The following is a 25,958-nucleotide window of genomic DNA, read 5'->3' on the forward strand; positions in this document are numbered from 1 at the left end:
GTGTCCGGTCAATTCCCGAAGCTGTCCGCTTAACCCGCGCTTACAAAACGGTTTCTTGCCGCCCCCATGCCGACGATGAACAGCAGCACTGAAGCGCCCAGCAATACGAAAAGCGGCGGTGTCCAGCTGTTTGTCGCATCATGCAGGTAGCCGATGAGCGCGGGACCTGTTGCAGCCAGAAGATACCCGACGGATTGCGCCATACCGGACAGCTCCGCCGCTTGATGGGCATGCTTGGTACGCAAGCTGAAGAACATCATGGACAAGCTGAAGGCGAAGCCTACGCCGATTCCGAGCAGGATCATCCACAACAAAATGGCGGCGGAGCTGCCGTAGAGCAGTCCAAGCGTCCCCGCCACAAGCAACAGGCTTGTGACCATCACCAATCCAAGCTGGCTGGACATCCGTCCGGCAATAACGGGAACGATAAACGTAAACGGCAGCACGGCTAGCTGCATGATGGAGAGGTACCAGCCGGATTGGCTCGCGTCGATGCCCAGCTGAATGAGTATTTCAGGCAACCAGGCGATGAGTATATAAAAAACCATCGACTGAATCCCCATAAACAAGGTGACTTGCCAAGCGACAGAGGAACGCCACACGTTCACATGATGACTGACCGTCTGACGACTCGTCGTCGCACCTTGCTTGGGTTGACGACCTCTTAATTGAGTGAACCAGCACAGGATCGAGACGAAGCTGAGTATTCCCCATATCCCCAATGCGCCCTGCCACTTCAGCCCTGCGTTCGCGGCAAGCGGCACGCTGACCCCCGAGGCAATCGCTCCGCATAAATTCATGGATATGGCATAGACGCCCGTCATGGAGCCAATCCGTTTAGGAAAATCCCGCTTGATCAAGCTCGGCAACAATACGTTGCAAACGGCGATGGCGAATCCAAGAACGGCCGTTCCGATATACAGACTGGCGGCGCCGTAGAACGAACGAATGACAATACCGACTGTCAAAAAGATCAGCGCGATCAAAATCGTGCGCTCAAATCCATATCTGCGTCCAAGCTTGGGTACGAGAGGCGATAATAAAGCAAAAGCAAGCAGCGGTAACGTCGTTATCATGCCCGCCAATGTATTGGAAATATGCACCTCATCTTTAATCAGACTCACCAAAGGGCCGACCGAAGTTAATGGAGCTCGTAAATTAGCCGCAATAACGATGATGCCGAGTATGAGCAGCCCTATCGAAGAGGGCATGGCCGTCTTTTTCATTTGTTCTTCCGGCATTCTCCTGTCTCCTTCCTGATCCACAACCTATCCTTATTCGCGCGAATAAGGAAAGTATATTATAGTATATTATTTTTAACAATCATTATTTTATAATATACAAATATCACTCTAAAAAAAACAACTCCGAGATCCCGGCAAGGATATCGGAGTTGTTTTTAATAACCGTATTTCAAGGAGATATGGAGCACCGCTTCGCGATCCGTAGGATTGGTGTAAGCGTGAGGGCAATCCGCGCGAAAGCTGATCGTATCGTATTGATTCAACGTATAAACTTCGCCATTGACTTGAATTTCGACGGAGCCCGTCATGACGGTCGCGATTTCGGTTGTATTTACGTGGTGACCCTCAGGGTAGTACGCGCTATTCGGCTGCAGATACGCCCGACACATCTCAAAATCGCTGCTTGCGTTTTTGAATATCGGTTCGATGATCCAATTTTTTTGATCGTTCGAAAATCGCATGCCTTCGCCCGCTCGATACAAGCTGACAGCTTCCTCGGATTTAAACAAAGCGAGCAGCGGCAAGGATATGCCCTTCGAAATCTTCCAGATGATCCCCAAAGTAGGATTCGTCTCGCCGCGTTCGATGTTCCCCAGCGTGAGTTTGCTTACGCCCGTTAACGCTGCCAAGTCATCCAAACTCATGTTTTTTTCTTTTCTGTACTTTTTTAAGGCGCCGCCGATTTGCAACACCATTTGCCTGGATTCGTCGACTTCATCCATTCCCTAATCACCTCAATACCAAACGGTTACAGTTAGTATATGATTTATGAAGCCTCTTTTCCATACGATCGGTACCCGCTCCTTTCGCGGCAGCCCCGCCAATCCCTTCAAAAAGTTTATTTTTAACCTTCCGTAACGAAAATCCGCTTGCCGATACTTATGTAGTAGGAGGTGAATGGATGGAGAGTATGGAGCAGCTGTACGAAAACTACGCGCAGACCGTTTATCGATACTTATACAGCCTCACGCAGAACGCCGATCTGTCGGAAGAGCTGACGCAAGAGACGTTTTATCAAGCGATGAAAACCATCCATCAGTTCCGCGGCGAGTGCAAGCTGTCCGTATGGCTGTGCCAGATTGCGAAGCGGGCCTGGTACAAAGAGCTGAACAAAAATAAGCGGAAGCCTTCGGTCTCCCTGGATGAGCTCGAGATCCCTATCCCTGCCAGCCGAGACCCCGAGAAGGATGTCTTGCGAAACGAAGACAAGCTCGCCATGTTCCGAACGCTCCATCAACTGGACGCGAAAACCAAAGAGGTCATGTACCTTCGTCTCTCCGGCGAACTGAGCTTTGCCGAGATCGGCGATATTGTGGGCCAAAGCGAGAACTGGGCGCGGGTCACCTTCTACCGCGGCAAACAAAAAATGGCGAAAGGAAGATCCGAATGGAACCGAGATTAAATTGCGAGATCGTGCAAGATCTTCTGCCCAACTATATCGAAGGCCTGACGAGCGAATCGACGAACCAGTCCATTCGAGCTCATCTGGCCGGCTGCGAGGAATGCAGGAGAGCGTTGGAACTGATGACGCGCGATACTCAAGGCATTAAAGGGGCTCCGCCCAAACAAATCAACTTCATGAAAAAAATTAAGCGCAGGCAGTGGCTCATCACAAGCGTCAGCGTCGCGATCGTCGCCGCGCTCTTGATCGGCGCCTATTACTTGTTCGGAACGAGAGACTTCCCCGTGCCGGCGAGCGATGCGAAAATTAGCGACGTGTATCAGACGCAAGACGGCACGATCCACTATCGCGTGACCGCCAACATCAAGGGGTTTGTCAGCCGGGTTTCCACGCGCGGCAGCAAGCATACGGAAATCTACCGGATTTACGAGCACAGGAAGCTGTTCTCCAAGGAGAAGGAAAGCGTCGTTACGATGCCCGAGAACTGGTCGACGAAAAAAGCGAACACGAAACAGGAGAAGACCGGCATCTACTTCGAAGGAATCAATAAGGACGATCGGATCACCGTCTGGGAAAAAGGCATGACGATCCCCCAAGCGACCGCCGAGCAAGAAGAAGCGTACCGGAAGTATCTAGGAAGATAAACCAAATGGCTATGGCAGCCGACCTTTTTAGGTCCGCTGCCATTTTCTCTATAACCGCCCGTTGATTTTGATCAACAAAGCCTTCAACGTTTGCCTTTCCTGACCTTCACCGTGCCGGCGTAGACATACTGGTCGGAACGGATGTTGCCCCCGTTCCCGTTCCGAATCTTGGCGGTCTTGCTCATGGAGCCAGTGTCCACCATGAACTGCAATTGCTCGTTGAGGCCGGGTTCACGCCGATCGAAGCGCTGCAGTCCGCGACCTCGAAGCCGGCCCGCAGGTTCGGCTTGAAGGACCGCGGCCGGATTGCCGAAGGCGCTCGCGCCGACCTCGTATTGGTCAACGGCGACCCGACAACCCGTATCTCGGATACGCTGTACATCGGGGCCGTATGGTTCAAAGGTGCGCTGCAAAGAGAAGCCGGAACGTCCTAAGCTTTAACCTAAACGAAAAGCGGCGGCCGAAGACCGGAAAACAGGTCTTGGGGCCGCCGCTTTTCAGACCTCCCATTATAAGATTTATATATGTAACCTTATGTCATAGATCACTATTCCAATTCCTTGTTAATTTTTGAATTGACTGGATATTAAGACTTTCTATATTATGGTAGTAAAGGAGGGGTTCAAAAGATGAACAAGTTCAAGCAGGACCTCAAGGTCAATCGCCGGAATCCATTGATTCTTTCGGCACTGGCCACTTACAGATTCGGAAACTGGGTGACGTACGACTTCAAAGTCCCTGTACTGAAGCAGCTCCTTAAGTTTATTTATGCGGTTATGGATACGCTGTTTGTTCGAATCGTCAACAGCGGGGAACTTCCTGCGAGGGCGAACATCGGAGGCGGGCTCTTCCTTCCGCACGGCTTAAACGGCGTTGTTGTCCACTGGGATGCGATCATCGGGTGCAACGCGACCATTTACCACCAAGTCACCATCGGCGCGAAGGACCCGAGCACGCCCGAGGAATACGGCCCGCCTACGATTGGCGACCATGCATTTATCGGCGCGGGAGCCAAGATTATCGGTAAAATAACGCTGGGCAACCACGTCATGGTCGGCGCGAACGCAGTCGTTCTCAAGGATATCCCGGATTACTCCACCGCGGTCGGCGTACCGGCGATCGTCAAGCCCAGATCGGTGGCTAAGGTTGTTTAGACGCATTTCCCGCTATGAATGAACGAACAATAGTTTGTATGGATATTCTCCAATCGATCCTTAAACTCATTCAAGAAATAATTCGCATGCAGAATGTTTTTAATTTTACTAACGTCGCTAACGACAAGCCCGATCTCACTGATGCTTAAAAGACTTTCACCTGTAAATGGCGTATGTATGTCATGGCCACAGTTATGCCTTGCGATAAACTCAACGATTTTTCCTCCCGGGTCACAAAAATAGGTGGGGATATCAAATGCAAAATGATAAAAGGGGTCCTCCGCATCATGGGTCTGCACAAAAGTAAGCTCCGAGCGCCCGATCGGGCATTCCTCAAGCCCGTCCCCGCTCATGGCTGAGCCATACGGGTGCAGCAGGTGACATTTCACGTTATAGAAAAGGCGGATGCCTAGGAATGAGATAAAGCGTGAAAATTATATCTACGTTCGAGACATTCCGCTTCTATGTCATCAAAATGAGTATCTTCGAACCCGCAAGTCGGCTTGCGCTTTATGCCCGGCAAAATGCTCCAATTCGCAAAGACGGGAAACATACTGCCCGACAAGCCTGCTTGCCTCCTCCGTGCAGCGTTGATAGGTGACCGTCTTCAAATATTTGCCCACCCATAATCCTCCGGTATACCGCGCGGCGCCCTTCGTAGGCAGCGTATGGTTGGTCCCGATTGCCTTATCGCCGTACGCCACGTTTGTTTCGGGACCGAGGAACAGCGCTCCGTAGTTTTTCATGTTGTGCAGAAAATAGTCCGGATCTTCCGTCAGCACCTCGACATGCTCATAAGCCAACTTGTCGGCTTCGGCTAAGGCTTCCTGAACGTCGTCCACAACCATAACCGCTCCATAGTCGCGCCATGACTTGCCTGCAATATCGGCCGTAGGAAGACTTTCAAGCTGACGGTCAATTTCAACTAGCGTTTCCTGCGCCAGCGTCTCCGACGTCGTAATGAGAACGGCAGGCGATGTCGGACCATGCTCCGCCTGGCCCAGCAAATCGGTCGCGACCATTTCGGCATCCGCCGTATGGTCGGCGATGACCAGAACCTCCGTCGGCCCTGCGAATAAATCGATCCCCACTTTTCCGTACAACTGGCGTTTGGCTTCGGCAACGTAAGCGTTTCCAGGGCCAACCAGCATATCCACCGGTTTGATCGTTTCGGTTCCAATGGCCATGGCGGCCATCGCCTGAATGCCGCCTAGAATATAAATCTCATCGGCACCGGCCATGGCCATCGCGCAGACCGTTGCGGCGGGTACGGTTCCTTCAATCGGCGGCGTACATGCGATCACGCGGGAGACCCCCGCCACTTTTGCCGTTACAATGCTCATGTGTGCCGATGCGACCATCGGATAACGGCCACCCGGAACATAACAGCCCACGCTGCTTACCGGGATGTGTTTATGGCCAAGCACGACGCCCGGCAGCGTCTCAACCTCCAGATCATGAATCGTTTCCCTTTGTTTCGAAGCAAAATTGCGAATTTGGGTCTGTGCGAAGCGGATATCTTCTTTGACGCTATCCGGTACGGACCTCACGATCTCGGAGATCTGCTCAACGCTGAGCCGGAAGTGTTCGGGGGACCAGTGGTCAAACTTCCCGGACAGCTCCCTTACCGCCTCGTCCCCGCGTGCGGACACATCCCGAATCACAGATCGGACGGTATCGTAGACCGTTTGATCCTCCTGATAGAAGTCGGCGGGCGTCATACCCTGCTTGATAAACTTGACCATCCTCATGCTCCTTCGCAGGTAATGAATACGTATTCACGAAAATGGTAACACCTGCCTATCTTTTCGTCAACCATGATTTCTTCGCCTTTTTGCAGCAGCGGAGATCATGCAAGAAGCCCCCTGCGCCAAGCAGGAGGCATCCTTGATGTTCCTTAGCTACCGGATGAGTTTACGAGACCCGTCGTCTTTCTCACAATCAGCTCCGGCCTTAACGTGATCTGGATGGCACTTCTCTCGGAATCGCCTTTTTCAATCAACTCGAAAAGGGATTCTGCTGCGATCCTGCCCATGGCGAATTTCTGATGGCCGACTGTAGTCAGCTGAACGGCACGGTGGGACGCCATCCGCGTATTATCGATCCCCGCCAGACTGATGTCCTGCGGAATCCTCAGACCCATCATGAGGATGATATCCATGCAGATCAGTGCGATGGCGTCCGTTGCGCATATGATGGCGGTCGGCAGCTCCGGACGGTTCAACATCGTGAATACCGTTCTTTCAATCTCTTCCGTAGTCGTGTCGATAAAACTCGTCCATTCCGGCTTCATTTCCAGACCGTGCTCCTGCATCACCTGCTTGAATCCGACGCTTCTCTCCTGGAAGGTCGAGAAGTCCGTTTTCCCGGACAGATAGGCTATCTTGCGGTGACCCAGGCCAATCAGGTGACGCGTAACCTCCGCCACGGCCGATGGATTGTCAAGGACGACATAATGACCTCCGCTCTTAGACCTCCTATTAAAAAAGACACAGGGCACCTTGACCCGCTCCAACTGTTCCACAAGCGGATCGTCGAGCTTGATGAGCGACAACAGCACGCCGTCCACTTTGCTGCTCATGATCAAATCAAACAAATCCGGAACCTTGTTCTCGTCTTCGAAATAAACAAGCGTTTTGTAGCCTTTATGCTTCGCAAATTGAACGATGGAATCGGTCGTTTCGGCAAAAAAGCCGTTCTGCAAAGAGCCTGAAATCAGCGCAATCGTCCGGGTCGTATTCGTAACCAGGCTTCTGGCAATCAGGTTGGGAACATACTGAAGCTGTTCCATGGCTTGCAGCACCTTCATTCTGGTCTCCGGTTTCACGCTTTGTGGATTGTTCAACACTCGCGACACCGTAGCCTGGGACACACCGGCCTTCTTCGCCACATCGATGGAGGAGCTCATGAATAATCCTTTCTGAATACGTATTCATTTATTTCGATTATAGAAGCGGATCGTTGATCTGTCAATGGATGGGCCGCTTCCGTGTGGTTGTTCCATGATAATGTCACCGTATCGTAATTTGGCTCGAAAATGTAAAGCAGGCACCGAACAGCCAAATCCTCCGCTCCGACTACCCCCCGTAAATAAAGCTTCTCAATTCACTTGTCAGGTCTTTCGATATCGTATATCCCTGACTACTTTCCTCCGTATCCACGAGCAAGGCATTCATGCCGTCTTCGTCTGCTACGTTAAGGACATATTTCTTTTGCGCGCCGTCGTCGAACAAGAGATACATGTAAAAAATGACGACATAATTCAAAACGCCGTTCATTTTTTCCGCGTTAACGATTGCCTTGCGGAATACGTTCAGCGCGTTTCCGTTTTCCTTCGCGAACGTCTTTTCCGTAAACGGAGGAAACGGAGGCGTCCCCACACGCTTGCAAAAGTCCGCGCATTCCAGCTTGACGGACACGATTTCTTTTCCGTCCAGCATGACTTTACCGGTCGTGTCCTTTGCGCTTCTGCAGCCTGTCGCAACGATGCTCAAAACCAAAACGACAACCGCGAATAGTCTCACGCTATCCCCTCCCGTTGAAAGTAAAAACGATCCATTTTGTTCAAAGGTTGCTTGACCCGCTTGTCATAAAAAAAGCCCGCCGATTGCGCCGGCAGGCTAGGACCTTAAACAAAGATGATTTTACCGTTCGTTCACGTCGTTAAGAGTTGACAGGCTCCGGATTCCAGTTCTTTACGCCATTGTCTTCGATAATCCCGATGGTCACGTCGGCAATGTCGGCGTCCAGCAGCAACCGATCCCGGATCTTGAACTTGATATCGTCCGCGTCCGCCAGCGTCAAGCCGGGCCGCAGCTCGATCAGTCCCTCCACGTGATAGTAACGGCCTTCCTGCAAAATCCGCATTTGATAAATATCGGTCACGTAGCTGTTCGAGAAGATGATCTGCGCGACTTTATCCTCAACATCCCGAGGTGCGGATACGCCGATAAGCCCGACCATATTGTCGTAGCCGACCTTGAATGCGACGCCGACCATGAGCAGGCCGATGAGGATGGTCGAGATGCCGTCAAGCAAATGAAAGCTCGTCAGCGAAGTAACGACAACGGCCAGAAGCGCCAGAAGCGCACCGGTCGTCGCGACAAGGTCTTCGTAAAAGACCAAACGCGTCGGCGGCGCCGCGCGTCCTACGTTTTTGAACGCTTGCGGGATGATCGCGAGCCCCTTCGCTTCCGCCCGCGACTCGTGGACGATTTCCTTCATCGCTTTTATGAGCACGAATCCGTCGACCGCGACGGATAGGAGCAAGACAATGAGATTAAACCAGAAGCCATGCGACTCGGCCGATGGATGCTTCAACAAGTGAAATCCTTCGAGGATGGTCTCGTAAGCCATCACGGTGACGACGATGACGGCCACCATACAGAACAAGTTGATGACCCGTCCGAACCCGGTCGGAAAACGCCGCGTCGGCTTTTTCTCCGCTAGCACGCTGCCGGCGAATACGAACGCTTGATTGACGGCATCGGCAATCGAGTGCATCGTCGACGCGAACATCGCTCCGCTGCCCGTCGTTACCGCGGCGATGCCCTTGACGATCGCGACGCCGGTGTTGCCGATGGCTGCCGCCGCCGATGAGGTATTGCCTTTTTTCAGTAATGCGATAAAGCTTGTCCTTTGACTGTCCGATTCCACGATGTAAAGTCCCTCCCAATGGTTATCAAGCTTTCTACGTAAAAATGAGATGAAGGTCGCGCTAACATCAAATTGTTAAGATGCGCGGCACCTTCATCCATTATAATGGAATTACCCATATATGGTTAATTTATAATTTCCAAGGGGATAAAAACATGACAAAGCATTTGTGGAAAGACGGAATCGCGCTCCTTCTCTCCTTATCGATCGTCGGCGGCGTCGCTTTTAAGACGTTGCTCCCCAACGCTTTTGCAGGCAAACCTGCTTTGACTTTATCGCTTGACGAGGCAAGCGCGCGACTGGAGCGAATCGTAACGAACCAGCGTTCGTCTATCGCACGCATCGACAGCCGCGCTCTTGACCCAGCCGTTTATCAAGCGCTGGCGAATGTCGTTGCCGACTATGGCGCTTCCAACGACTTGTTATACGCCGCGAAGCTGGTGGAGAAGTATAACCGCGACGGGACGCTGGAAAGCTTGCGCGAAGCGTTGGATATCGTTAACGATGTGAAGCAGCAAAATGTTTACGATTAACCTGCCGTTGCCGTGCGCGGATTAACGCCCTTAAAGATGAGCCAGAGCGGAAGCGCGATTTCGAAGATGGCTCCCGGAATAAACAAAGCTGTCCCCATGTCCCGGCCGGTTAACGCCAGGCAGCTGCTCGTCAATAGCCCGGCATAACCGATGAAGCCCACCGCGGGCAAAAATCTCGGTACCAGCCTGGAGCGATAGAGAATATAGCAGAACAGCAGGCTGCCCAACCCCAGCACGATCATCGCCAATTGAAAGAGCATGTTATGCGCTTCAACTGCGAAATCCGCGATCCCCTGATAGACGGAGCGATCCGCTGCCGCAGCCGCAGCATCTTGTTCGCCGAACGCGAGCAGGACGACCGGAACGACTAAGCTGACGATTAAAATCGCGGACTCGATGAGCCTCGAACCGAAATACCCCAGCGCAAACGCCTCGTGATGCTTTTTTAATATCGGATACAGCAGCATCGCGATCCCTAACACAGCCGCGGCGTTGATGAGCTCCAGCAGCGTTCCCGCGATCACGCTCGTTCGGTCTCCCGCTATGCTGCCAAGCGCTTCGGACCGCTCGAGCACGGGATTCAGCAGCCCGCTCCCGATCATATACGCCGCCGTCGATACTAAAAATAACGCGCCTGCCCCTCTTGCCATTCCATTCATGCGGATCTCCCCTTCGCTTGTGTTACCCGAATTATAGCGAAGGAAGCACGATGGACCGTAGACACTTAAGTGTGGTCATCGGTTAGGCGGGAGCAGATTTAACGCTTGGGCGCGCGCGATCGCTTCCGTGCGTCTTTGTACTTGCAGCTTCTCGAAAATTCTGCGATTGTGTCCTTTGACGGTGTCCAGCGCCAAGAACAGCCGCTCGCCGATGTCCCGGTTGGACAGTCCTTCGGCGATGAGCGCCAGCACCTCGAGCTCGCGCGAACTGAGCGGCTCGATCAGGCCGCCCTTCGCCCCGGGCTGGCCGTCCTGTCTCGCGCGCCGAAGGCCGGCCTGCGCTTCGCGCAGCGCCGGAAGCGGCAGATCGCCGGCCAGCCGGAGCGCTTCCTCGTAGCTCGCGGCTGCCGCTTCCGGGTCGCCGGCCGCCTCCTCGATCTGGCCGAGCCCGATCCAGGACAGGACCGCCATCAGCGTGTGGCCGAGCAGATGGCTGTAAGAGACGACTTCGCGATACGCCTGCCTGGCCCCGGCATAGTCCCCCCGCCGTTGGCTCGCGACGCCCAGCATCCATGCGGCCGACGTTCGGACGGGCAGCTGGTCCGGCCCAAGGTACGCCAATGCGCGGCTGGACTGAGCGATCACGCGATCCAATATCTCGGCGCTTGCGCCGGCGCCCGCATCCTTGGCAGGCGCGATCAGCCCGATCAAGTCTTCGGTCTTGTCGTCCTGCGCCGTCGTCTGCATGGAGGCTTCCGCTGCCTGCAATTTGAGATCGGACCCGCTTGGCGTCGCGGCCATCGCGAGCGAGGCCACGGCGGCCCGGGTCGCGGCGATGATGCCGATCCAGTCCTTCACGCGGGCGTCCTGCGGGACGCCCTCAAATGCCGCTTCCGCCGCTCGCAGCTTGGGCTCGATATGCGTCGGCTTGCCTGCGATCAGCAGCGCCGATCCGTACATGACCCACAATGCGGGCCTCGCGTCCAGCTCGGCACGGGGCAGCGAAGCGAGCCATTGTAGCGCCAGACTTGCCGCGCCGCGAAGATGCAGCGGCATGCCGTTGCCCTCGAGCAGCCGTGCGGCGCGGTCGACATCGGCCGACGCCGCGGCATGACCGAACGCCTCAATCTCGAAGCCTTGCGCTTCGTACCATGCGCTTGCTCGGCCGTGCAGTTCCGCGATGCCGCTCGCGTCCAGGCGATCCTGCAGTTTTCGCTGCAACGATTCGGCAAACAAATGATGATACCGGTACCATCGTCGTTCATGGTCCAGAGGAATGAGGAACAAATTCTGGCGTTCAAGCTCAAGCAGTCGCTGCCCGCCCGGTATATCGGAATCGGGCATAAGCGCGTCGCAAAGCGAACCGCAGAGGCGGTCGAGGATGGAGGTGCGCGCCAGAAAGTCCTGCACGGCTTCTGGCTGCCGGTGCAACACCTCTTCGACCAGATAATCCAGCACGAACCGATGGCTGCCGGAGATCGATTGCATAAAGCGGTCCGACCCGCGATCGCCTTGGATCGAGAGCGCGGCGAGCTGCAAGCCGGCGATCCAGCCCTCCGTGCGGGATTCCAGTACGCCTACTTGGTCCGAGGGAAGATGAAGTCCCATGACGTCATTCAGGAACCCTTCGATCTCGGCAGACGTAAACCGAAGTTCGGCCGCACGCAATTCGGTCATCTGATCCCGCGCCCGCAGCCGCGCCAGTGGAATGAGCGGATCCTCGCGGGTTACGATCGCCAGATGGACGTGCGCGGGCAGATGCTCGAGCAAGAAGGAGACCGCAGCGTCGACGGGCTTCGATGCCGCTGCGTGATAATCGTCGAGCACGATCATAAACGGCGGCATGCCCGCAGTCTCCTCGACGAGCGCTGAGAGGATCGGCTCCATCGGCGGCGGCTCCGGCGATTGAAGCACGGCGAGGACGCCCTCTCCGACCTTCTCCTCGATCGACTGCAATGACGCGACGAAGCAGGCCAAGAAGCGCGCGATCTCGGCGTCTCCTTCGTCCAAGGACAGCCATGCGGCCCGTCGCCCGCAATCGGCGATCCATTCGCCGACCAGCGTCGTTTTCCCGTATCCGGCGGGCGCGGAGATCAAGGTCAATTTGCGGTGCAGACCCTGCCGAAGCTTATCGATCAGCCGCCGCCGAAGCACCGTGCCGGGGCGGCGCGGCGGTATATGAAGCTTGGTTGCTAATATGGTCGTCGACATAGTTATATCTTACCATCGGGAATGGCGTCTTCAAAGAGCGGACTTAGCCCGGAAGTATCCAGTAGCTGTCTTTTTCTCCGTCATGTAAGAGCAGTACGTCAAAAGTAGGCCTCTACATGTCCGATGCCTCGTTTCCAATAGCCGGTGGGGCTGCGATTGTTTCTGGCTGGAACTTTCTGCGGTCGGCACCCCTCCAAGCGGCTGCAGGTGTTTCTGGTTGAGACCTTTTGCAGTCCGTACGCCTCGAAGCGGCCACGGGTGTTTCTGGTTGGGACCTTCTGCGGTCGGCAAGCCTCCAAGCGGCTGCGATTGTTTCTGGTTGAGACCTTCTGCAGTCCGTACGCTTCAAAGCGGCCACGGGTGTTTCTGGTTGGGACCTTCTGCAGACCGTACGCCTCAAAAGAGCCACGGGTGTTTCTGGTTGGGACCTTCTGCGGTCGGCACGCCTCCAAGCGGCTGCGATTGTTTCTGGTTGGGACTTTCTGCAGGCCGTACGCTTCAAAGGGACTGCCTTTTGTTTTTTAGTCGGGCCTTCACTCGCTTCAATCCTCCACAGCCTCTTTAATATCATCCAGCAACAGCTCGATAAACGCCTTACCTGCCGCGGATACGGATCCACTTTTTAGCGTTGCGATCCCGATCTTTCGAGGGGGAACCGGGGGCACGAGCGACAGTTCGACGAGTCCGCCTGCAGCAAGCTCTTGCACGACATACTCTCTGATCACGAATGCGAGTCCAAAGCCGCTTTTCGCAAACTCCGCCAGCAGGTCGAGACTGCCCAGCTCCAATTCGGGCTGCAAGCTTTCTCCGTGCGCATGCGCATAGGTATCGAGATATTGCCGCGTCGTCCCGCCCGGTTCAAGCAGCAAGAGCGGGTAGTCGCGTATGTCGGATAGCAAAAAAGGACGCCCGGACAAATGCGAAAAGGTACGCCCGGCAACAAGGCAATCATGGAGGGGGATGCTCTCCCGGATTTCTATCGTGGGATCGGGAGCCGGCAGGCTGATAATGCCGAAATCGATACGGCCGTCCTTCAGAAGCTTTACCGTTTCCGGCGACGTTCTGTTCGTCACTCTGATGCGGATCCCCGGGTATTCACGGTGGAACCGCTCCAAGTACGGCAACAAGTAATGACGGCATAACGTATCGCTGGCCCCGATATTGATCTCCCCGCCGTACAATCCATGCCTTTCCGCCAGCAGCCGTTCTGCGCTCTCGATTGCGCGAAAGGCAATCTCTAAATGCCGCAGCAATTCCTCCCCTTCCGCAGTCAACTGAACGCCTCTCGACGTGCGAAAAAAGAGCTGCCCGCCCAGCTTGCTCTCCAGCAGCTTCAGCGTATGGCTTACAGCCGGCTGCGTGATGTAAAGCCGTTCTGCCGCCCGAGACAAGCTGCCCGTTTTCGCAGTCCAGAAAAACACGCGGTACCAGTCTAAGCTGATGTCCTGATCCATTCCTATTACCTCACCTTATATCTGATATTACTAAGATCAATTTTATTGATATCACTTCCCCAAGTATACTCAAATACGTAAAACCACTACAAGTTGAAAGGCGTGAGCATCGTGAGGGTGACGGCAATTGTTGGAGCGAATTGGGGCGACGAAGGAAAAGGAAAAATAACGGATGCCATGGCGACGGATTCGGCGTTCGTTGTGAGGTTTCAGGGCGGCAGCAATGCGGGGCATACGATATTGAACGAACACGGCAGATTTGCGCTGCATATGCTGCCTTCCGGCGTATTTCAGCCGCAGGTCACGAATGTCATCGGTCCGGGCGCCGCGCTTGACACCGAGACCCTCTTATCGGAACTGGCGGAGCTAAAAGCCGCGGGCATACCTGCACCCAAGCTCCGCGTGTCGGATCGCGCGCAGCTGGTATTGCCGGTGCATCGGGCTTTGGACGGGCTGGAGGAGGATCGGCTCGGCAGCCAGGGATTCGGTTCTACCCGAAGAGGGATCGCACCCTTCTATGCGGACAAATACGCGAAGCTGGGCATTCAAGTGTCGGATCTGTTCGACGAGAATCGGCTGCGGATACGGTTGGAAAAAAGCTTAACGACGAAAAACGTGCTGTTGGAAAATCTGTACGGTACTCCGGCGGCCGAAGCAACGCAGTTATTGCCATTGCTCTTGGAGCTGGCAGAGAAGCTGCGTCCGTACGTGGACGACACGACCGTTCTTTTGCATGAGGCCTATGAATCGGGGAAAACGATATTGCTCGAAGGTCAGTTAGGCGCGCTGCGCGACCCGGACCACGGCATTTATCCGTTCACGACATCGTCTTCGACGCTGGCCGGCTATGCATCGGTCGGTGCCGGATTGCCGCCTTATGCCATCGCCAACATCATTGCCGTCGTCAAAGCCTATTCCAGCTGTGTCGGCGCCGGACCGTTCATAACCGAGCTCCATGGCGAAGAGGCCGAGACGCTGCGGCGCCTCGGCGGAGATTCGGGCGAATACGGCGCCACTACCGGCCGCCCGCGCCGCGTCGGTTGGTTCGATGCGGTAGCGACGCGTTACGGCTGCCGGCTTCAAGGCGCGACGACGATTGCGCTGACGAATATTGATGTGCTGGGTTACTTGACTGAAATTCCGGTTTGCATCGGTTACCAGTTGCCGGGATCCATAGAGCCCGTGACGAAACATTTCCCCGTATCCGCCAAGCTGGACGAGGCCCGGCCTGTTTATCGCATGCTCCCCGGCTGGCAATCGGATATCTCCGGCGCGCGACGATTATCTGAGCTGCCGGCCGCAGCGCGCAGCTACATCGCCTTCGTCGAAGAGACGACCGGCGTCAAAGTCGGATGCGTATCCGTGGGGCCCCGGCGAGAGCAAACCATCTGGGTAGACTAGCGGCAAGGTTGGTTTAGCCTCGCGCTATTCCCCCCGCACCCTGATCACGGTTACCGAATACTTCGGAAATTCATACGCGAAGTCCGGCCCCTCGAACGTGATTTTTTTCGTCCGCGGCGCGATGTGGGTCGGTTGCTCGAACGAATTCTCGTCTTCAAGACCATAGCCGCTCAGTTCGTGCACCTCGGCGATGCGCTCCCGGCCGCTCTCCATGCCTTCGAACGCCAGTTCCACGGTCTCGGGCACTTCGCGGACGTTGACGACTTTTACGATCGTATCGCCTGTCGCTTCCTCCAGGCTCGCCGCATAGTACAAAGGCTCGATATACGGAATATGATCCTCGGTCTCCGCGACCACGGCTCCGTCGATGGAAGCGACGACTTTTCTCCCGGTCACGCGGAGCGCCAGATCGTACTCCACGTCGTTCTGTACCTCGAACAGGCTTTGCGTCAGAACGGAACCCTTGCCACCGATGACGGAGTGGATCGTGGAATCCTGGTTCTGCCAGCCGCCTATGTCCCACTGCAGATGCTGCCGGTCGTCGGTCCACCCGAAGTAAACGGCGAAGCCCCATTGGCCGCCGCCTGTCTTTCTGGCTTTAAGCGACAAAGTGTAGTCCTCCCACTCGGCGGCGCCCAGCATGGCGATCTGTTTGTCGCCCGGGCCCGTTCGGTCAAACGCGGTATCCGCAAAGGAGAGCGTCTCTCCCGTCGCATGGTTGACCAGGCGAATCGAGGTATATTCGACCGCGTTCGCGTTCGCGCCAAATCCGATCTGGCCGCGGATGGGCGTCACTTCGCGAGCGGGCTCCGGGGCCTTCAGGCCGGCGGCCTCGATCGGAAGCAGAACGTCGCCTTGATGGTGCATAAACAGCTGCTGAACGTAATAGTTGGCGGTGCCGAACGCCTCGTGATTGTTGAACCAGATCAGATCGGGCTTCCAATTGACATAATCGACGTTGCAGAGCAGCGGCGCATAACACGCCAGGCCGACCGCATGCGCATTCCGCTCGAGCCCGGTCATGAAGGCGGCCTCGGCCAGCGCGTTGTAATAGGCGTTGCCCCACGAAGCGTATTCGCCTAGAAACACCTTCGGATCGTCCGCCTTAAAGCCGTCGTAGCGGCCGACGTTGGCCAGGAACCACTCCGGCGATTGGTAGTAGTGCTCGTCCACGAAGTCCGACTTGTTCTCTCTGGCCGAGCGCCAGCCCCGTTCGTACTCGCCGCCCGCGGCGAAGGGGCCGCTGGAATTAATGATTTTGATCTCCGGATGCTTGTCCTTGATGGCCCGGTGGAAGTACGCATAACGTTCGAAAAACGGCGCGCCTACTTCTTCGTTCCCGATGCCGACATACTCAAGGTTAAAGGGAGCCGGATGTCCGAGCTTCGCGCGGATGCTTCCCCATTCCGTCGACACGTCGCCATTGGCGAATTCGATCAGGTCCAGCGCATCGTCGATCCAAGGACCCAATTCCTCGATCGGCACGATGCGCTTGTGATGCGGATCGTAGCCGGCCGGCAGGATCGGGATCGGCTTGGCGCCGATATCTTCGCAAAATTGAAAGTACTCGTAATAACCGAGCCCCAGCGTCTGATGGTACCGCCAGTTGCTGCGTCTTGGGGGGCGCTGGGCGACGTCGCCGATCGTGTTTTTCCAGCGGTACATCGAATCCCGGTCGTCCGCATTCAGCGAGCCGTCATGCACGAGGCAGCCTCCGGGAAACCGCATGAACTTGGGCTTCAAGTCGGCCAGCAGCTTCGCGATATCCGTTCGGAGTCCGTTCGGACGGTCGCGGTACGTGTTGGCGGGGAAAAGAGACACCATGTCCAGGCACAGCTTTCCCGTTCCCTTGGTCACGATCGTCAACCGGCTGCCGAAGTCGGTCGCCCTCGCAGTCAGCACGGCCTCGTATCGCTGCCAGTCGGCGGACTCGACTTGGATGACGGCTTCCGCGTGGACAGCCCCGTCTGCGCCCTCGACCGCGATACGCACGGGCTCCGCAAAGGAGGCGTCGCGTCTCGCATAGACGGAGAACCGGTACCGCTCGCCGGCGCGAACGGGTATGCCGGTATTGAAGCCCAGGTGGGCGATGCCGACACCGTCCACTGCCTCTATAATGTCGATGACCGCATAGTGCGTGTTGCGATCGTTGATCGGGCGCGCATCTTCGACGGTTAACGCCGCCTTGCCTGCCCCGCGTTCGATCTTCTCCCAGCCCGTCAGCGCGCGATAGTCCGGATGATCGATTGGATCGAACTCGAAGGAGCGATTGCGGACAAGCTCGGCATACAGCCCGCCGTCCGCGGCATGATTGAGGTCTTCGAAAAAAATGCCGAACAGATCGCCGAGCGGCACACCCCTTTGCCGGGTGTTTATCGTCAATTTGCCTGGAATCGTCAATGAGATTCGCTCCTTTGCATCATTCGCCGAACGCGGCCAGCAGTCTGCCCTAGTTCGGCTGCCCGCAGCGTAGTTTCTCTACCTAGAATCTCATCTTTATTTCGCACCGTAAATGATCGATGATCGAGAAAAACCTGACCGATGATGCGAAAATGAAGGCCCTTAAAGACCATGCTGCGAAAACACGAACAGCCCAAGACGTCCGCGTGGACGATTTGGGCTGCAGGGGATGTTTCTCTTTATTGCTCGTCGGCGCTGGGGCCGTAAATGCCGGGGATCGGCACGTCAAGCAGCCTTAGATAGACCGTCAATTGCCCACGATGATGATAAATGTGATTAAGAAGCGTCGAACGGACCTGCTCGTAACGCGAGGTCGAAACGATCGACACGCCCTCGAGCGTCCAGTTGAAGGTCTGCCGGAGATCATTGTCGCTCCACTCGCGGATCCGGCTTGCCGCTGCCGCCGCGGAACGTTCCAGCAACGCCATGATTTCCGATATGGATTCGGCTTCGGGCAGCGGAACGATTGGCACTTCATGGGACGATGAAGAAAGCATCGAGGCCACAGCCTCGGGCATGCCGGCCAAATGCAGGGCAAGCTGTCCCAGCGACATGGACTTGGCATGCGGTCTCCAAGCCAGGTTGGCTTCGGGAATAATCTCAATGAGACGGCGGGTAGACGCCACCTCCCGGTGCAATTCTTCCTCTAACAGCTGGATCAAGCTCATGATTAGCCCCCTCCTTTGTGATAAGCCGATTATAAGGCATACCCAGGCAAGCCATTTCTTTCCGATTGCTCGATTATAAAAGAGAGCCAGTTCGCGAAAAGAAAACGAGGAACGGCTGATTGCCGTCCCTCGTGCCTGCCGGCGTATCGATACGCCTTAACCCTCGTACTGCTCGTCGCTCACATGCTCCAGCCATTCGACCGCTTTGCCGTCCAACCGCTCCTGAATGGCGATATGCGTCATCGCCGTCGTCGGCGGAGCGCCTTGCCAGTGCTTCTCGCCGGGCGGTGACCAGACGACGTCGCCGGTGCGGATCTCCTCGCTCTCGCCGCCCCAGCGCTGCGCCCGTCCCGCGCCGGCCGTCACGATCAGCGTCTGTCCGTGCGGATGCGTATGCCATGCGGTCCGCGCCCCCGGCTCGAACGTCACGCTCGCACCGGCTCCCCGCCCGGGATCGGCCGCTTCGAACAGCGGATCGATGCGTACCGTGCCGGTAAAATAATCGGAAGGTCCTTTGCCGGAAGGCTGCGACCCTACTCTCCTGATTTCCATGCGCTTCATTCCTCCGTTCGAATTGAATCCTTTCCCACAACCTAATCGAAGCATTTCAAATAGTCAACCCGTGTGCCGTTGTTCCGCCGGAAAAAGCCGGTGCGCGAGTAATCGCGCGCCGGCTTTTTTTGATTATGGACATACGCTATTCGAACCGGATCTCGTCGATTGTAAAGTTGCCCGTGAACGCGCCGTGCTTGAACTTTCTGGCCGTTGCCTTGTCGAACCCCGCGAAGTCGGCCAGCGGTATGCGGATCGTCTGGTAGGCGGTCGTCGCGGTGACGGTCTTCGTCCCCTTCGCTCCTCCCGCGTCCCACATCGTCACGTTAAAAGAGGCGCCGTTCGTGCCGCTCTTCACGACGTAGACGAGGTACGTATAAGGAGACAGGTCGACGTTCGTCTCGGCTGCGCTGAACGTGGCGTCCCACCAGCTGACGCCGCTAAGCGACAGCTCGGAGCCGTTGCTCGAGATCGTGCCGTCTCCCCAATAGCCGCCTCCCATATCGTTTGTGTGCAGCGAGTTGTATTGGTTGGCATTGTCGTAATTGTCGAAAACGAGCGGCGGCGTACCGCTGCCGCCGCCGTTAGCGCTCACGGCGATGCGGTCGAAATCGGGCGCATAGCCGGTTGGCTGGGAAAACAGCAGCGTATTCGCGCCCGCCTGCAGATGTACGGTCGTCGTCTTCGATGCGACCGTCGTCCAGCCGCCGGAGCTCGGGAAGCTGATCGCCGTGCCCGCGCCGCCGTTGACGCTAAGCGAAGCGGAGCGGCTCGCGTCGCCGTTCAGATAGTAGATCGTCAGCGTATAATCGCCGGCCGCAGGCGCCGTCACGCCGTTGAACCGCAGCGTGCCGCTGCCGTTGCCGACGTAGCCGACCTTGCTTCCGCCCGAACACGTCGCGCAGCTTGAGACGGCGGCCGGGCTAACGAGCGTGTTGCCCGACGCTTCTGCTTCATAGGCGGTCGTGCCCGCAGGCGGCGTTGGCGTTGGCGTCGGTGTTGGGGTCGGCGTTGGCGTCGGTGTTGGGGTCGGCGTTGGCGTCGGGGTTGGGGTCGGCGTTGGCGTCGGGGTTGGTGTTGGCGTTGGTCCGCCCGTCAGAGGCGGATCGGCCAGCGTCGTGGACGTCGTGGCGCTCGCGGTTACGCGGAAGCCCGACAGCGTCAGCCAGCCGCTGCGGTTGGCGTCCTGCCGCGTGTTCGCGAAGCGAAGCGGCTTGCCGTTCGACAGCGGGTTGACGACGCGCATGACCAGCTTATAGTCGCCGGCGGGCAGACTGTGGCTTGCGCTAAAGGCAAAGCTGTAATCCGCGCCGCCCGGCAACACGCTTTTCAGATTCCAGCTTGCGGTGCCCAGCGATTTGACCCAGACGTCGGAGGCGTTCAGCACGCCGAACTCGACCGGCCAATTGTAGTAGAACGGCGCTACGCCCTTGTTCTGCAGCTTGACGTTGACCGTCAGCGAGGACGCCGGCGAATCGGGCAACTGCACGCCGGAGTTGTACAGCGTGTAGCCCAGCATCTTGTGCCCCCGCAGCGCGTTGGCCGAGGCGGTGGCGTTCGGCAGCGACGTTTTGAACAGTCTGTCGTACATCATCCATGAAGCATGCGTCGTCTCGACCGAGGTCTGGTAGTTCTGCCCGTTCTGGTTGGGCCAGGTTTGCCAGAAGCTCGTATCCTGCTGAAGCGGCGGATAGAGCTCGCCCCCGATCGGATGCGTTTGCCAAATGTTTTGCACGCCGTTCTGCGTAATCAGATTCCAGAAGTCCCAGTCCGTCTCGAACAGCGTCGCGTAAGCGAAGGAGTCGTCATGGTACCCGAAGGCGTTCTTGAGCGTCGCCGTGCTCGCGGAGTATGGATACCGGGCCAGCACCTGCGTCGTGTGAAACGCGTCCTTGAACGCCGTCAGCAGCGCGTCCATGTTCGACTGGTTCATCCGCCAATCGTTCGGAGCAGCGTCGTAGGGCCATGTATGCCACTCGCCCCAGAAGCCGTACAGCCCCGCCGTCACGAAGCCGATCCGCGAATCGCCGTCGTAGCGCGCGCCGAGTGCGGCGACGAACTGGCGCAACGCCGTGTTCAGGTTGACGTCGTTCCAGTCGGGCGCCAGGCTGTGCGTCGACGTGTCGTGGTTGCCGTTCTGGTCGTAATCGCGCGTCAGCAGACCGCCGTTGATCAGAAACTGTGGAATGCCGGTCGTCCGTCCCGGATAGTCGACGTAGACGCGGAACGCCGCCTGGTTGCCCCGGCTCGCGATATCGTTCAGATAGGCGTCCAGCGGCGCCCAGTTGTACGTGTTGGGGCCTGTCATGAGATCCCGCAGCGACACGTAAAACCACTCCATGCTGTGCGGAAAGCTGTTGTTCGGATCGACGCTTTCCGAAGGCTGCTTGGAAAAGGGCATGAAGCCCTTGAGCGGGTTCTGCTCGAGCCCCGGCTTGTTCGGATCGTACGTCTGCGTCTGCCATTCGCCCGAGGCGGCGGCGTGAGGCAGCCGGAGATTCATAAACAGCATCGTGCCGATCAGAACAAAAACCATGATTAAGAGCACCGGCTTTGCGGGCCTTGCGAGTCGTGCGTTCGACATTACATCGTTCACTCCTGTTCGCATGGGATATGTTGCAGATGCGAGCGGCGGACCTGCCCGCCGTCCCTGCTCCTCGCCTCCCCTCCGGTACAGCCTCGCGTCTGCGCTCCATGGCAACGCAAACGAACGGACCATCGCCTCTCTGACTCAAACATTTTGGGTAAGCGCTTACGTTACCATCATAAATCACGCGTTTTGCACGTCGATAGGCCCCAATTTTAAGATCGAAACCATCTTTTTCAGGTCCGTTTCCAGAAGCGGGCGTTGTGTGGCGAAAAAAACAAAGGCTGCCTCTTAGGTCGCTTGATGACCTTTGAGACAGCCATTTGGTAGGAGGCTGTTTCGCCTCAGATAATTCGCGCTGCGTACGGCCCATCGCCTTCTCGACGAGAGGCGATGATGAACCCGCGCACCGCGCATGGCCCATCGCCTTCTTGACGAGAGGCGATGACGAGCTCGCGCACCGCACATGGCTCATCGCCTTCTCGACGAGAGGCGATGACGAACACGCGCATCGCGCATGGCCCATCGCCTCTTCTAAGATAGGTGATACCGAACCCGCGCACCGCGCAAGCCCCATCGCCTTCTCTACGAGAGGCGATACCAAACCCGCGCACCGCGCATGGCCCATCGCCTCTTCTACAAGAGGCGATGACGAACACGCGCACCACGCAAGCCCCATCGCCTTCTCTACAAGAGGCGATACCGAACACGCGCACCGCGCATGGCCCATCGCCTTCTCTACAAGAGGCGATACCGAACACGCGCACCGCGCAAGCCCCATCGCCTTCTCTACGAGAGGCGATGACGATCCCGCGCACCGCGCAAGCCCCATCGCCTTCTCTACGAGAGGCGATACCGAACCCGCGCTCCGCGCATGGCTCATCGCCTTCTCTACAAGAGGCGATGCCGGATCCTCGGCCCGCGGCAACCCCGTCGCCTTCTACTTAGCAGGCGATGCGCGGTTTCACGCGCCGGACCCGCAGCGGTGCACCCGTCACTCCGCCTCGCCAACCTGAACCTGCCACACCAGCTCCGCGCACAGCCCGCCCCGCTCCGAGTGGCTGAGGAACAGCCCGGAGCCTTTGCCGAACAGCAGCATGAGCCGCTGGTGGACGTTGTGCAGGCCCGCGTCGATCTGATCGCTCGGCGCCGTGCGGATCTTCGCCTGCAGCGACTCCAGCTGCGCCGGCGTCAGACCCGTGCCGTTGTCGTCGACCGTGAGCCGCGCGAGGCCGCCCTCCTCCAGCGTTCCCCGGATGCGGACGCTGCCGTATTTCACGGGTTTTCGGAACGCGTGCACGATCACGTTTTCGATCAAAGGCTGCAGCGACAGGCGGGGAATCTCCATCTTCAGCATCGCCGGATCGATATCGATCTCGTATTCGAAGTCGTCCGTCAGCATGCGGTGAATGTCCAAGTAGTTTTCGATCAGGTTGAGCTCCTCCTGAATAGTCGCGAAGCTGCTGCTCAGCTTGGTCGTATAGCGATAGTACCGGCTCAAATTCATCGTCATCGAGACGGCCGCTTCCTTTTCCTCGAGCTCGACCATGCTCTTAATATACGCCAGCGTATTGTAGAGGAAATGCGGATTGATCTGCGACTGCAGCTGCTTGACATTCGCTTCCTTCGTCCGGATCTGCTCCTTCAGCACGTCCTCGATCAGCTCTTCGATCCTCGCGGCCATCGAATTGAACTTCTGATAGACGTAGCGGAACTCTCCTCTTGGCGGATCCTTCATCCGGCTCGTATAGATGCCCTTTTCGATGAAGTTCATGCCCTGCATCAGCTTGCGAAACGGAATCCGGATGCTCCGATACAGTAAAAAGCTCAGGATGCAAGCCATAAAGAGCATCATGCCGCTGATCGAGTAGAACATCGTCTGACTGCGCTTGATCGGAGCCATAATCGTGTCGATCGGCACGTAATCCACCAGATACCAGCCGAGCGACTGGACCATGTCCATGTGCACCTGGTATGTGCCGCCGCTCGTCCGGATGAGCAGGGGATCGAAGCCGTCTTCCGTGGCGACCGGGTCAAGCTCGGGCAGCAGTTCCCGGATTAAATCCTGATTCGCCGTATAATTGTAGATCGGGGTGTCGCCCGGCTTGTATAAAAAGGGATCTTCCAGCCCGTTGCTCTTCATCTCGGACAAATCGCTCTTGATCTCGCCTTCGTCCACCTTGGCGACGACCGTCAGGTCCGCCTCCTCTTCCCTGGCGCTCTTGGCCGGATTGGAGATCGTCTCGATAAAATAGGCGTTGCCCTTCGGGCTCGTCCGGTAGCTCCAGAAGCCGTCCTTGTCCGGCAGCTCCGCCGGCACGGCGCCCAGGCTCGAATTGCTCTTGATGACCACCCCGGTCTTCGGGTAAACGACCGCGATGATGCCCTTCCACCGCCCGTAGCCCGCCAGCCTGCTGATCTCCTCGGACACGGTCTTGAGCGTGCGGTAGTAGAGCAGATCGTCGTTCAGCAAGTCCGGATAGGCCAGATTGCGGACTTCATTGCTCTCGTACAGCATCTTTTGATAGGAATCGTATTGGGCGAACATTTGGCCAAGCTGCCCGACGAACGTTTGCACTTGCGTGCGTTTGGCCTTCACGATTTCCCTTTTCAGAACGCTTGAGCTCGTGTGATTCGAGTAGGCGTACAGCGCGATGATCGGCGTCAGCAGCAGAAGCAGGGCGAGTACCATCCTCGTGAAAATGCTGGACTTCACTTCGACCCCTCCCGATCCGCGCGGGAGGTCTGCGACGCTCTAAATTCCGCGTACTGGCGCTTGAATTCCGCCCATACTTTGTCGTAGCCGGCCTTCTTGAGCGCCTCCATCGCGCTCGGAAAGGCCTGGTCATAACCGACAATACCCAGATTGATCGGCAGGAACTTCTCGTTGTACACCGCGAGCACTTTGGCATACTCTTTTTTGACCGGCTCCTGGTTAAAATGAAAACCAAAAATCTTCGAGATCCGCGCATTGTCGTCGTTATGCAGCATATCCTCCACGACGGAGTCGTCCACGTTGGTCGTCGGCATGAAGTAATTTTTGTTGCGCCACATCCACTCGTACATGAACTGGTCGTTCGTGAGCAGCTTGATCTTGTCGTTTTCGATGCGATAATCCTTGCCTTCCACGCCATAGATGATGAAGTTGTAGTGCTCCTTGCTCTGCAAAATCCAGTTCATAAACTGCATGGCGCGCTCCGGGTGAAGGGACTTGGTCGGAATCATATACGCCTCGTTGGACGGCGCCACGATGTACTTCGGTTTGTCCGGGGCCAGGTAATATTCCCTAAGCTTGGCATCGGGATCCGCGTTCTGCACCGTCTGCAGGTTCTCCATCGCTCGGGAGACGGCGCCCACCCGGAACAGCAGCTTGCCCGCGTCCTCCTGGTCGATGTTGGCCGCCTTATTGCCGGCGAGACGCTTGTCGATGACCCCGATGTCCACCCAACGTTTGCGTACGTCCGCGACCTTCTTGTACAGCTCGGATTCCAGATAATCGACCAGCTCGCCGGTATTTTCGTTGACGGCGAACATTTGGTTCTCGTCAAGGAAGGTCAGCGGCTGATCCGACAGCTCCCGCCACAGGACGTCCTGGCCGCGATCGTTTTCCAGGTACCCGTAGTAGCTCGGATCGCGCGCATGCATTTTCGTATAAAAAGCCTCCAGATCGGCGATCGTGCGAATCTCCTTCATGCCGACCGACTCCAGCAAATCCTGACGCACCATCACCGACGTGAATTTGCCCGCGGAAGTAAACGCCTGCGAAGGAATCGCCCACAGGCTGCCGTCCATCTCGTACTGCTTGAAGTTGTCCGACGGGATATTCGCTGTCAGATCCTGTCCGTACGTCTGAAGCAGCGTATCCAGCGGCCGGATATACCCCTTCGTCCTGTAATCCGATACGAACGACGTGCCGTACCAGAACAAGTCGTAGTTCTCCCCGGTGGACAGCGCAAGCTCGACCTTGGACTGATAGTCCGCCCAGGGAATGTACGTCAGCTCCAGCTTGAGGTTGAGCTCCTGCTTCAGGCGCGCGTTCAGCTCGTTGTCGACGAACTCCCGCATGCGCGCCGATTCGTCCCCGGGCATAATCATGCTTAGCGTGACATAGGGCTGCGGGATGTCGGGATTGCTGTCGTCGGTAGCGTCGCCAAGTCCCGGTATGCCTTTGCAGGACGAAGTAAGCGCAACCATAACAAGGAACGACCCGAACGCCAAACGACGGGCAGCGGCTCCAAGCCCGGCCTTCCATGGGGACAACCTCATTCGCCTTGACCACCTTTATCGTCTTTCGTTCAAAAAAGAAAGGAAACTTTTTGCGCAAATAAAATCA

Annotated in this window: 20 protein-coding genes and 1 pseudogene; 6 read left to right on the top strand and 15 right to left on the bottom strand. The window is 56.8% G+C overall.

All coding sequences use genetic code 11. The annotated features are described in order from the left end of the window. Positions 1 to 29: 29 nt before the first annotated feature. The gene (locus KVT38_RS01895) at positions 30 to 1,241 is read right to left on the bottom strand and encodes a CynX/NimT family MFS transporter (protein WP_217591995.1); all 1,212 of its coding nucleotides are present in this window, start codon (positions 1,239 to 1,241) and stop codon (positions 30 to 32) included. 158 nt (positions 1,242 to 1,399) lie between these two features. Beyond that, positions 1,400 to 1,966: a helix-turn-helix domain-containing protein gene (locus tag KVT38_RS01900; protein WP_217591996.1), complete on the bottom strand. Its 567-nt coding sequence runs from the start codon at positions 1,964 to 1,966 to the stop codon at positions 1,400 to 1,402. 179 nt (positions 1,967 to 2,145) lie between these two features. On the opposite strand from KVT38_RS01900, the gene KVT38_RS01905 reads away from it, so the two are divergent. The 4 genes and pseudogenes from KVT38_RS01905 (at position 2,146) to KVT38_RS01920 (ending at position 4,444) form a co-directional block, all read left to right on the top strand. After that, positions 2,146 to 2,646, top strand: coding sequence for an RNA polymerase sigma factor (locus KVT38_RS01905; RefSeq protein WP_217591997.1), 501 nt, complete (start codon positions 2,146 to 2,148; stop codon positions 2,644 to 2,646). Then, positions 2,631 to 3,290: a zf-HC2 domain-containing protein gene (locus KVT38_RS01910; RefSeq protein WP_217591998.1), complete on the top strand. Its 660-nt coding sequence runs from the start codon at positions 2,631 to 2,633 to the stop codon at positions 3,288 to 3,290. Before KVT38_RS01905 ends, KVT38_RS01910 begins: the two co-directional genes overlap by 16 nt. A gap of 101 nt (positions 3,291 to 3,391) precedes the next feature. After that, positions 3,392 to 3,724, top strand: a pseudogene (locus KVT38_RS01915) (amidohydrolase family protein); the annotation flags it as partial. A gap of 195 nt (positions 3,725 to 3,919) precedes the next feature. Further along, the gene (locus KVT38_RS01920) at positions 3,920 to 4,444 is read left to right on the top strand and encodes a serine O-acetyltransferase (protein WP_217591999.1); all 525 of its coding nucleotides are present in this window, start codon (positions 3,920 to 3,922) and stop codon (positions 4,442 to 4,444) included. Between the two features lie 470 nt (positions 4,445 to 4,914). On the opposite strand, the gene hisD is transcribed toward KVT38_RS01920, so the two are convergent. From hisD to KVT38_RS01940, 4 genes are all read right to left on the bottom strand, one after another. Beyond that, entirely contained in the window at positions 4,915 to 6,189 is a 1,275-nt protein-coding gene (hisD, locus tag KVT38_RS01925; RefSeq protein WP_217592000.1) for a histidinol dehydrogenase, read from the bottom strand. A gap of 152 nt (positions 6,190 to 6,341) precedes the next feature. Further along, on the bottom strand, positions 6,342 to 7,352 hold the full coding sequence (locus KVT38_RS01930) for a LacI family DNA-binding transcriptional regulator (protein WP_217592001.1): 1,011 nt from the start codon (positions 7,350 to 7,352) through the stop codon (positions 6,342 to 6,344). Positions 7,353 to 7,521: 169 nt separating this feature from the next. Then, on the bottom strand, positions 7,522 to 7,968 hold the full coding sequence (locus tag KVT38_RS01935; RefSeq protein WP_217592002.1) for a hypothetical protein: 447 nt from the start codon (positions 7,966 to 7,968) through the stop codon (positions 7,522 to 7,524). Positions 7,969 to 8,107: 139 nt separating this feature from the next. Next, on the bottom strand, positions 8,108 to 9,100 hold the full coding sequence (locus tag KVT38_RS01940; protein WP_217592003.1) for a cation diffusion facilitator family transporter: 993 nt from the start codon (positions 9,098 to 9,100) through the stop codon (positions 8,108 to 8,110). A gap of 80 nt (positions 9,101 to 9,180) precedes the next feature. On the opposite strand from KVT38_RS01940, the gene KVT38_RS01945 reads away from it, so the two are divergent. Beyond that, the gene (locus KVT38_RS01945; protein WP_217592004.1) at positions 9,181 to 9,633 is read left to right on the top strand and encodes a hypothetical protein; all 453 of its coding nucleotides are present in this window, start codon (positions 9,181 to 9,183) and stop codon (positions 9,631 to 9,633) included. Here the strand turns inward: KVT38_RS01945 and KVT38_RS01950 are convergent. The 3 genes from KVT38_RS01950 to KVT38_RS01960 all read right to left on the bottom strand — a co-directional run bounded on the left by KVT38_RS01950 (position 9,630) and on the right by KVT38_RS01960 (position 13,957). Beyond that, the gene (locus tag KVT38_RS01950; RefSeq protein WP_217592005.1) at positions 9,630 to 10,292 is read right to left on the bottom strand and encodes a DUF4386 domain-containing protein; all 663 of its coding nucleotides are present in this window, start codon (positions 10,290 to 10,292) and stop codon (positions 9,630 to 9,632) included. The two genes, KVT38_RS01945 and KVT38_RS01950, sit on opposite strands and share 4 nt — an antisense overlap. A gap of 75 nt (positions 10,293 to 10,367) precedes the next feature. Continuing rightward, positions 10,368 to 12,503, bottom strand: a complete 2,136-nt coding sequence (locus tag KVT38_RS01955) for a winged helix-turn-helix domain-containing protein (RefSeq protein WP_217592006.1) — start codon at positions 12,501 to 12,503, stop codon at positions 10,368 to 10,370. Positions 12,504 to 13,045: 542 nt separating this feature from the next. Next, complete coding sequence (locus KVT38_RS01960) at positions 13,046 to 13,957, bottom strand: LysR family transcriptional regulator (protein ID WP_217592007.1); 912 nt, start codon at positions 13,955 to 13,957, stop codon at positions 13,046 to 13,048. 111 nt (positions 13,958 to 14,068) lie between these two features. Between KVT38_RS01960 and KVT38_RS01965 the strand changes: the two genes are divergently transcribed. Beyond that, the gene (locus tag KVT38_RS01965; RefSeq protein ID WP_217592008.1) at positions 14,069 to 15,358 is read left to right on the top strand and encodes an adenylosuccinate synthase; all 1,290 of its coding nucleotides are present in this window, start codon (positions 14,069 to 14,071) and stop codon (positions 15,356 to 15,358) included. Between the two features lie 24 nt (positions 15,359 to 15,382). Here the strand turns inward: KVT38_RS01965 and KVT38_RS01970 are convergent, their stop codons facing one another. From KVT38_RS01970 to KVT38_RS01995, 6 genes are all read right to left on the bottom strand, one after another. Continuing rightward, positions 15,383 to 17,758 carry an alpha-L-arabinofuranosidase C-terminal domain-containing protein gene (locus KVT38_RS01970; RefSeq protein ID WP_217592009.1) on the bottom strand — a complete coding sequence of 792 codons (2,376 nt, stop codon included), beginning with the start codon at positions 17,756 to 17,758 and terminating at the stop codon, positions 15,383 to 15,385. Between the two features lie 239 nt (positions 17,759 to 17,997). After that, positions 17,998 to 18,486 carry a DinB family protein gene (locus KVT38_RS01975; RefSeq protein ID WP_217592010.1) on the bottom strand — a complete coding sequence of 163 codons (489 nt, stop codon included), beginning with the start codon at positions 18,484 to 18,486 and terminating at the stop codon, positions 17,998 to 18,000. 156 nt (positions 18,487 to 18,642) lie between these two features. After that, on the bottom strand, positions 18,643 to 19,038 hold the full coding sequence (locus KVT38_RS01980; protein ID WP_217592011.1) for a (R)-mandelonitrile lyase: 396 nt from the start codon (positions 19,036 to 19,038) through the stop codon (positions 18,643 to 18,645). 145 nt (positions 19,039 to 19,183) lie between these two features. Further along, positions 19,184 to 21,622 (bottom strand): DUF4832 domain-containing protein, encoded by a 2,439-nt coding sequence (locus KVT38_RS01985; RefSeq protein WP_217592012.1) that lies wholly within the window; start codon positions 21,620 to 21,622, stop codon positions 19,184 to 19,186. 997 nt (positions 21,623 to 22,619) lie between these two features. Next, complete coding sequence (locus tag KVT38_RS35325; protein ID WP_217592013.1) at positions 22,620 to 24,341, bottom strand: sensor histidine kinase; 1,722 nt, start codon at positions 24,339 to 24,341, stop codon at positions 22,620 to 22,622. Continuing rightward, complete coding sequence (locus KVT38_RS01995; protein ID WP_217592014.1) at positions 24,338 to 25,891, bottom strand: ABC transporter substrate-binding protein; 1,554 nt, start codon at positions 25,889 to 25,891, stop codon at positions 24,338 to 24,340. The genes KVT38_RS35325 and KVT38_RS01995 overlap by 4 nt, the downstream gene beginning before the upstream one ends. Between the last annotated feature and the right edge of the window lie 67 nt (positions 25,892 to 25,958).

The sequence above is a fragment of the Cohnella sp. GbtcB17 genome (genome assembly GCF_019091135.1).
GTDB lineage: Bacteria > Bacillota > Bacilli > Paenibacillales > Paenibacillaceae > Cohnella.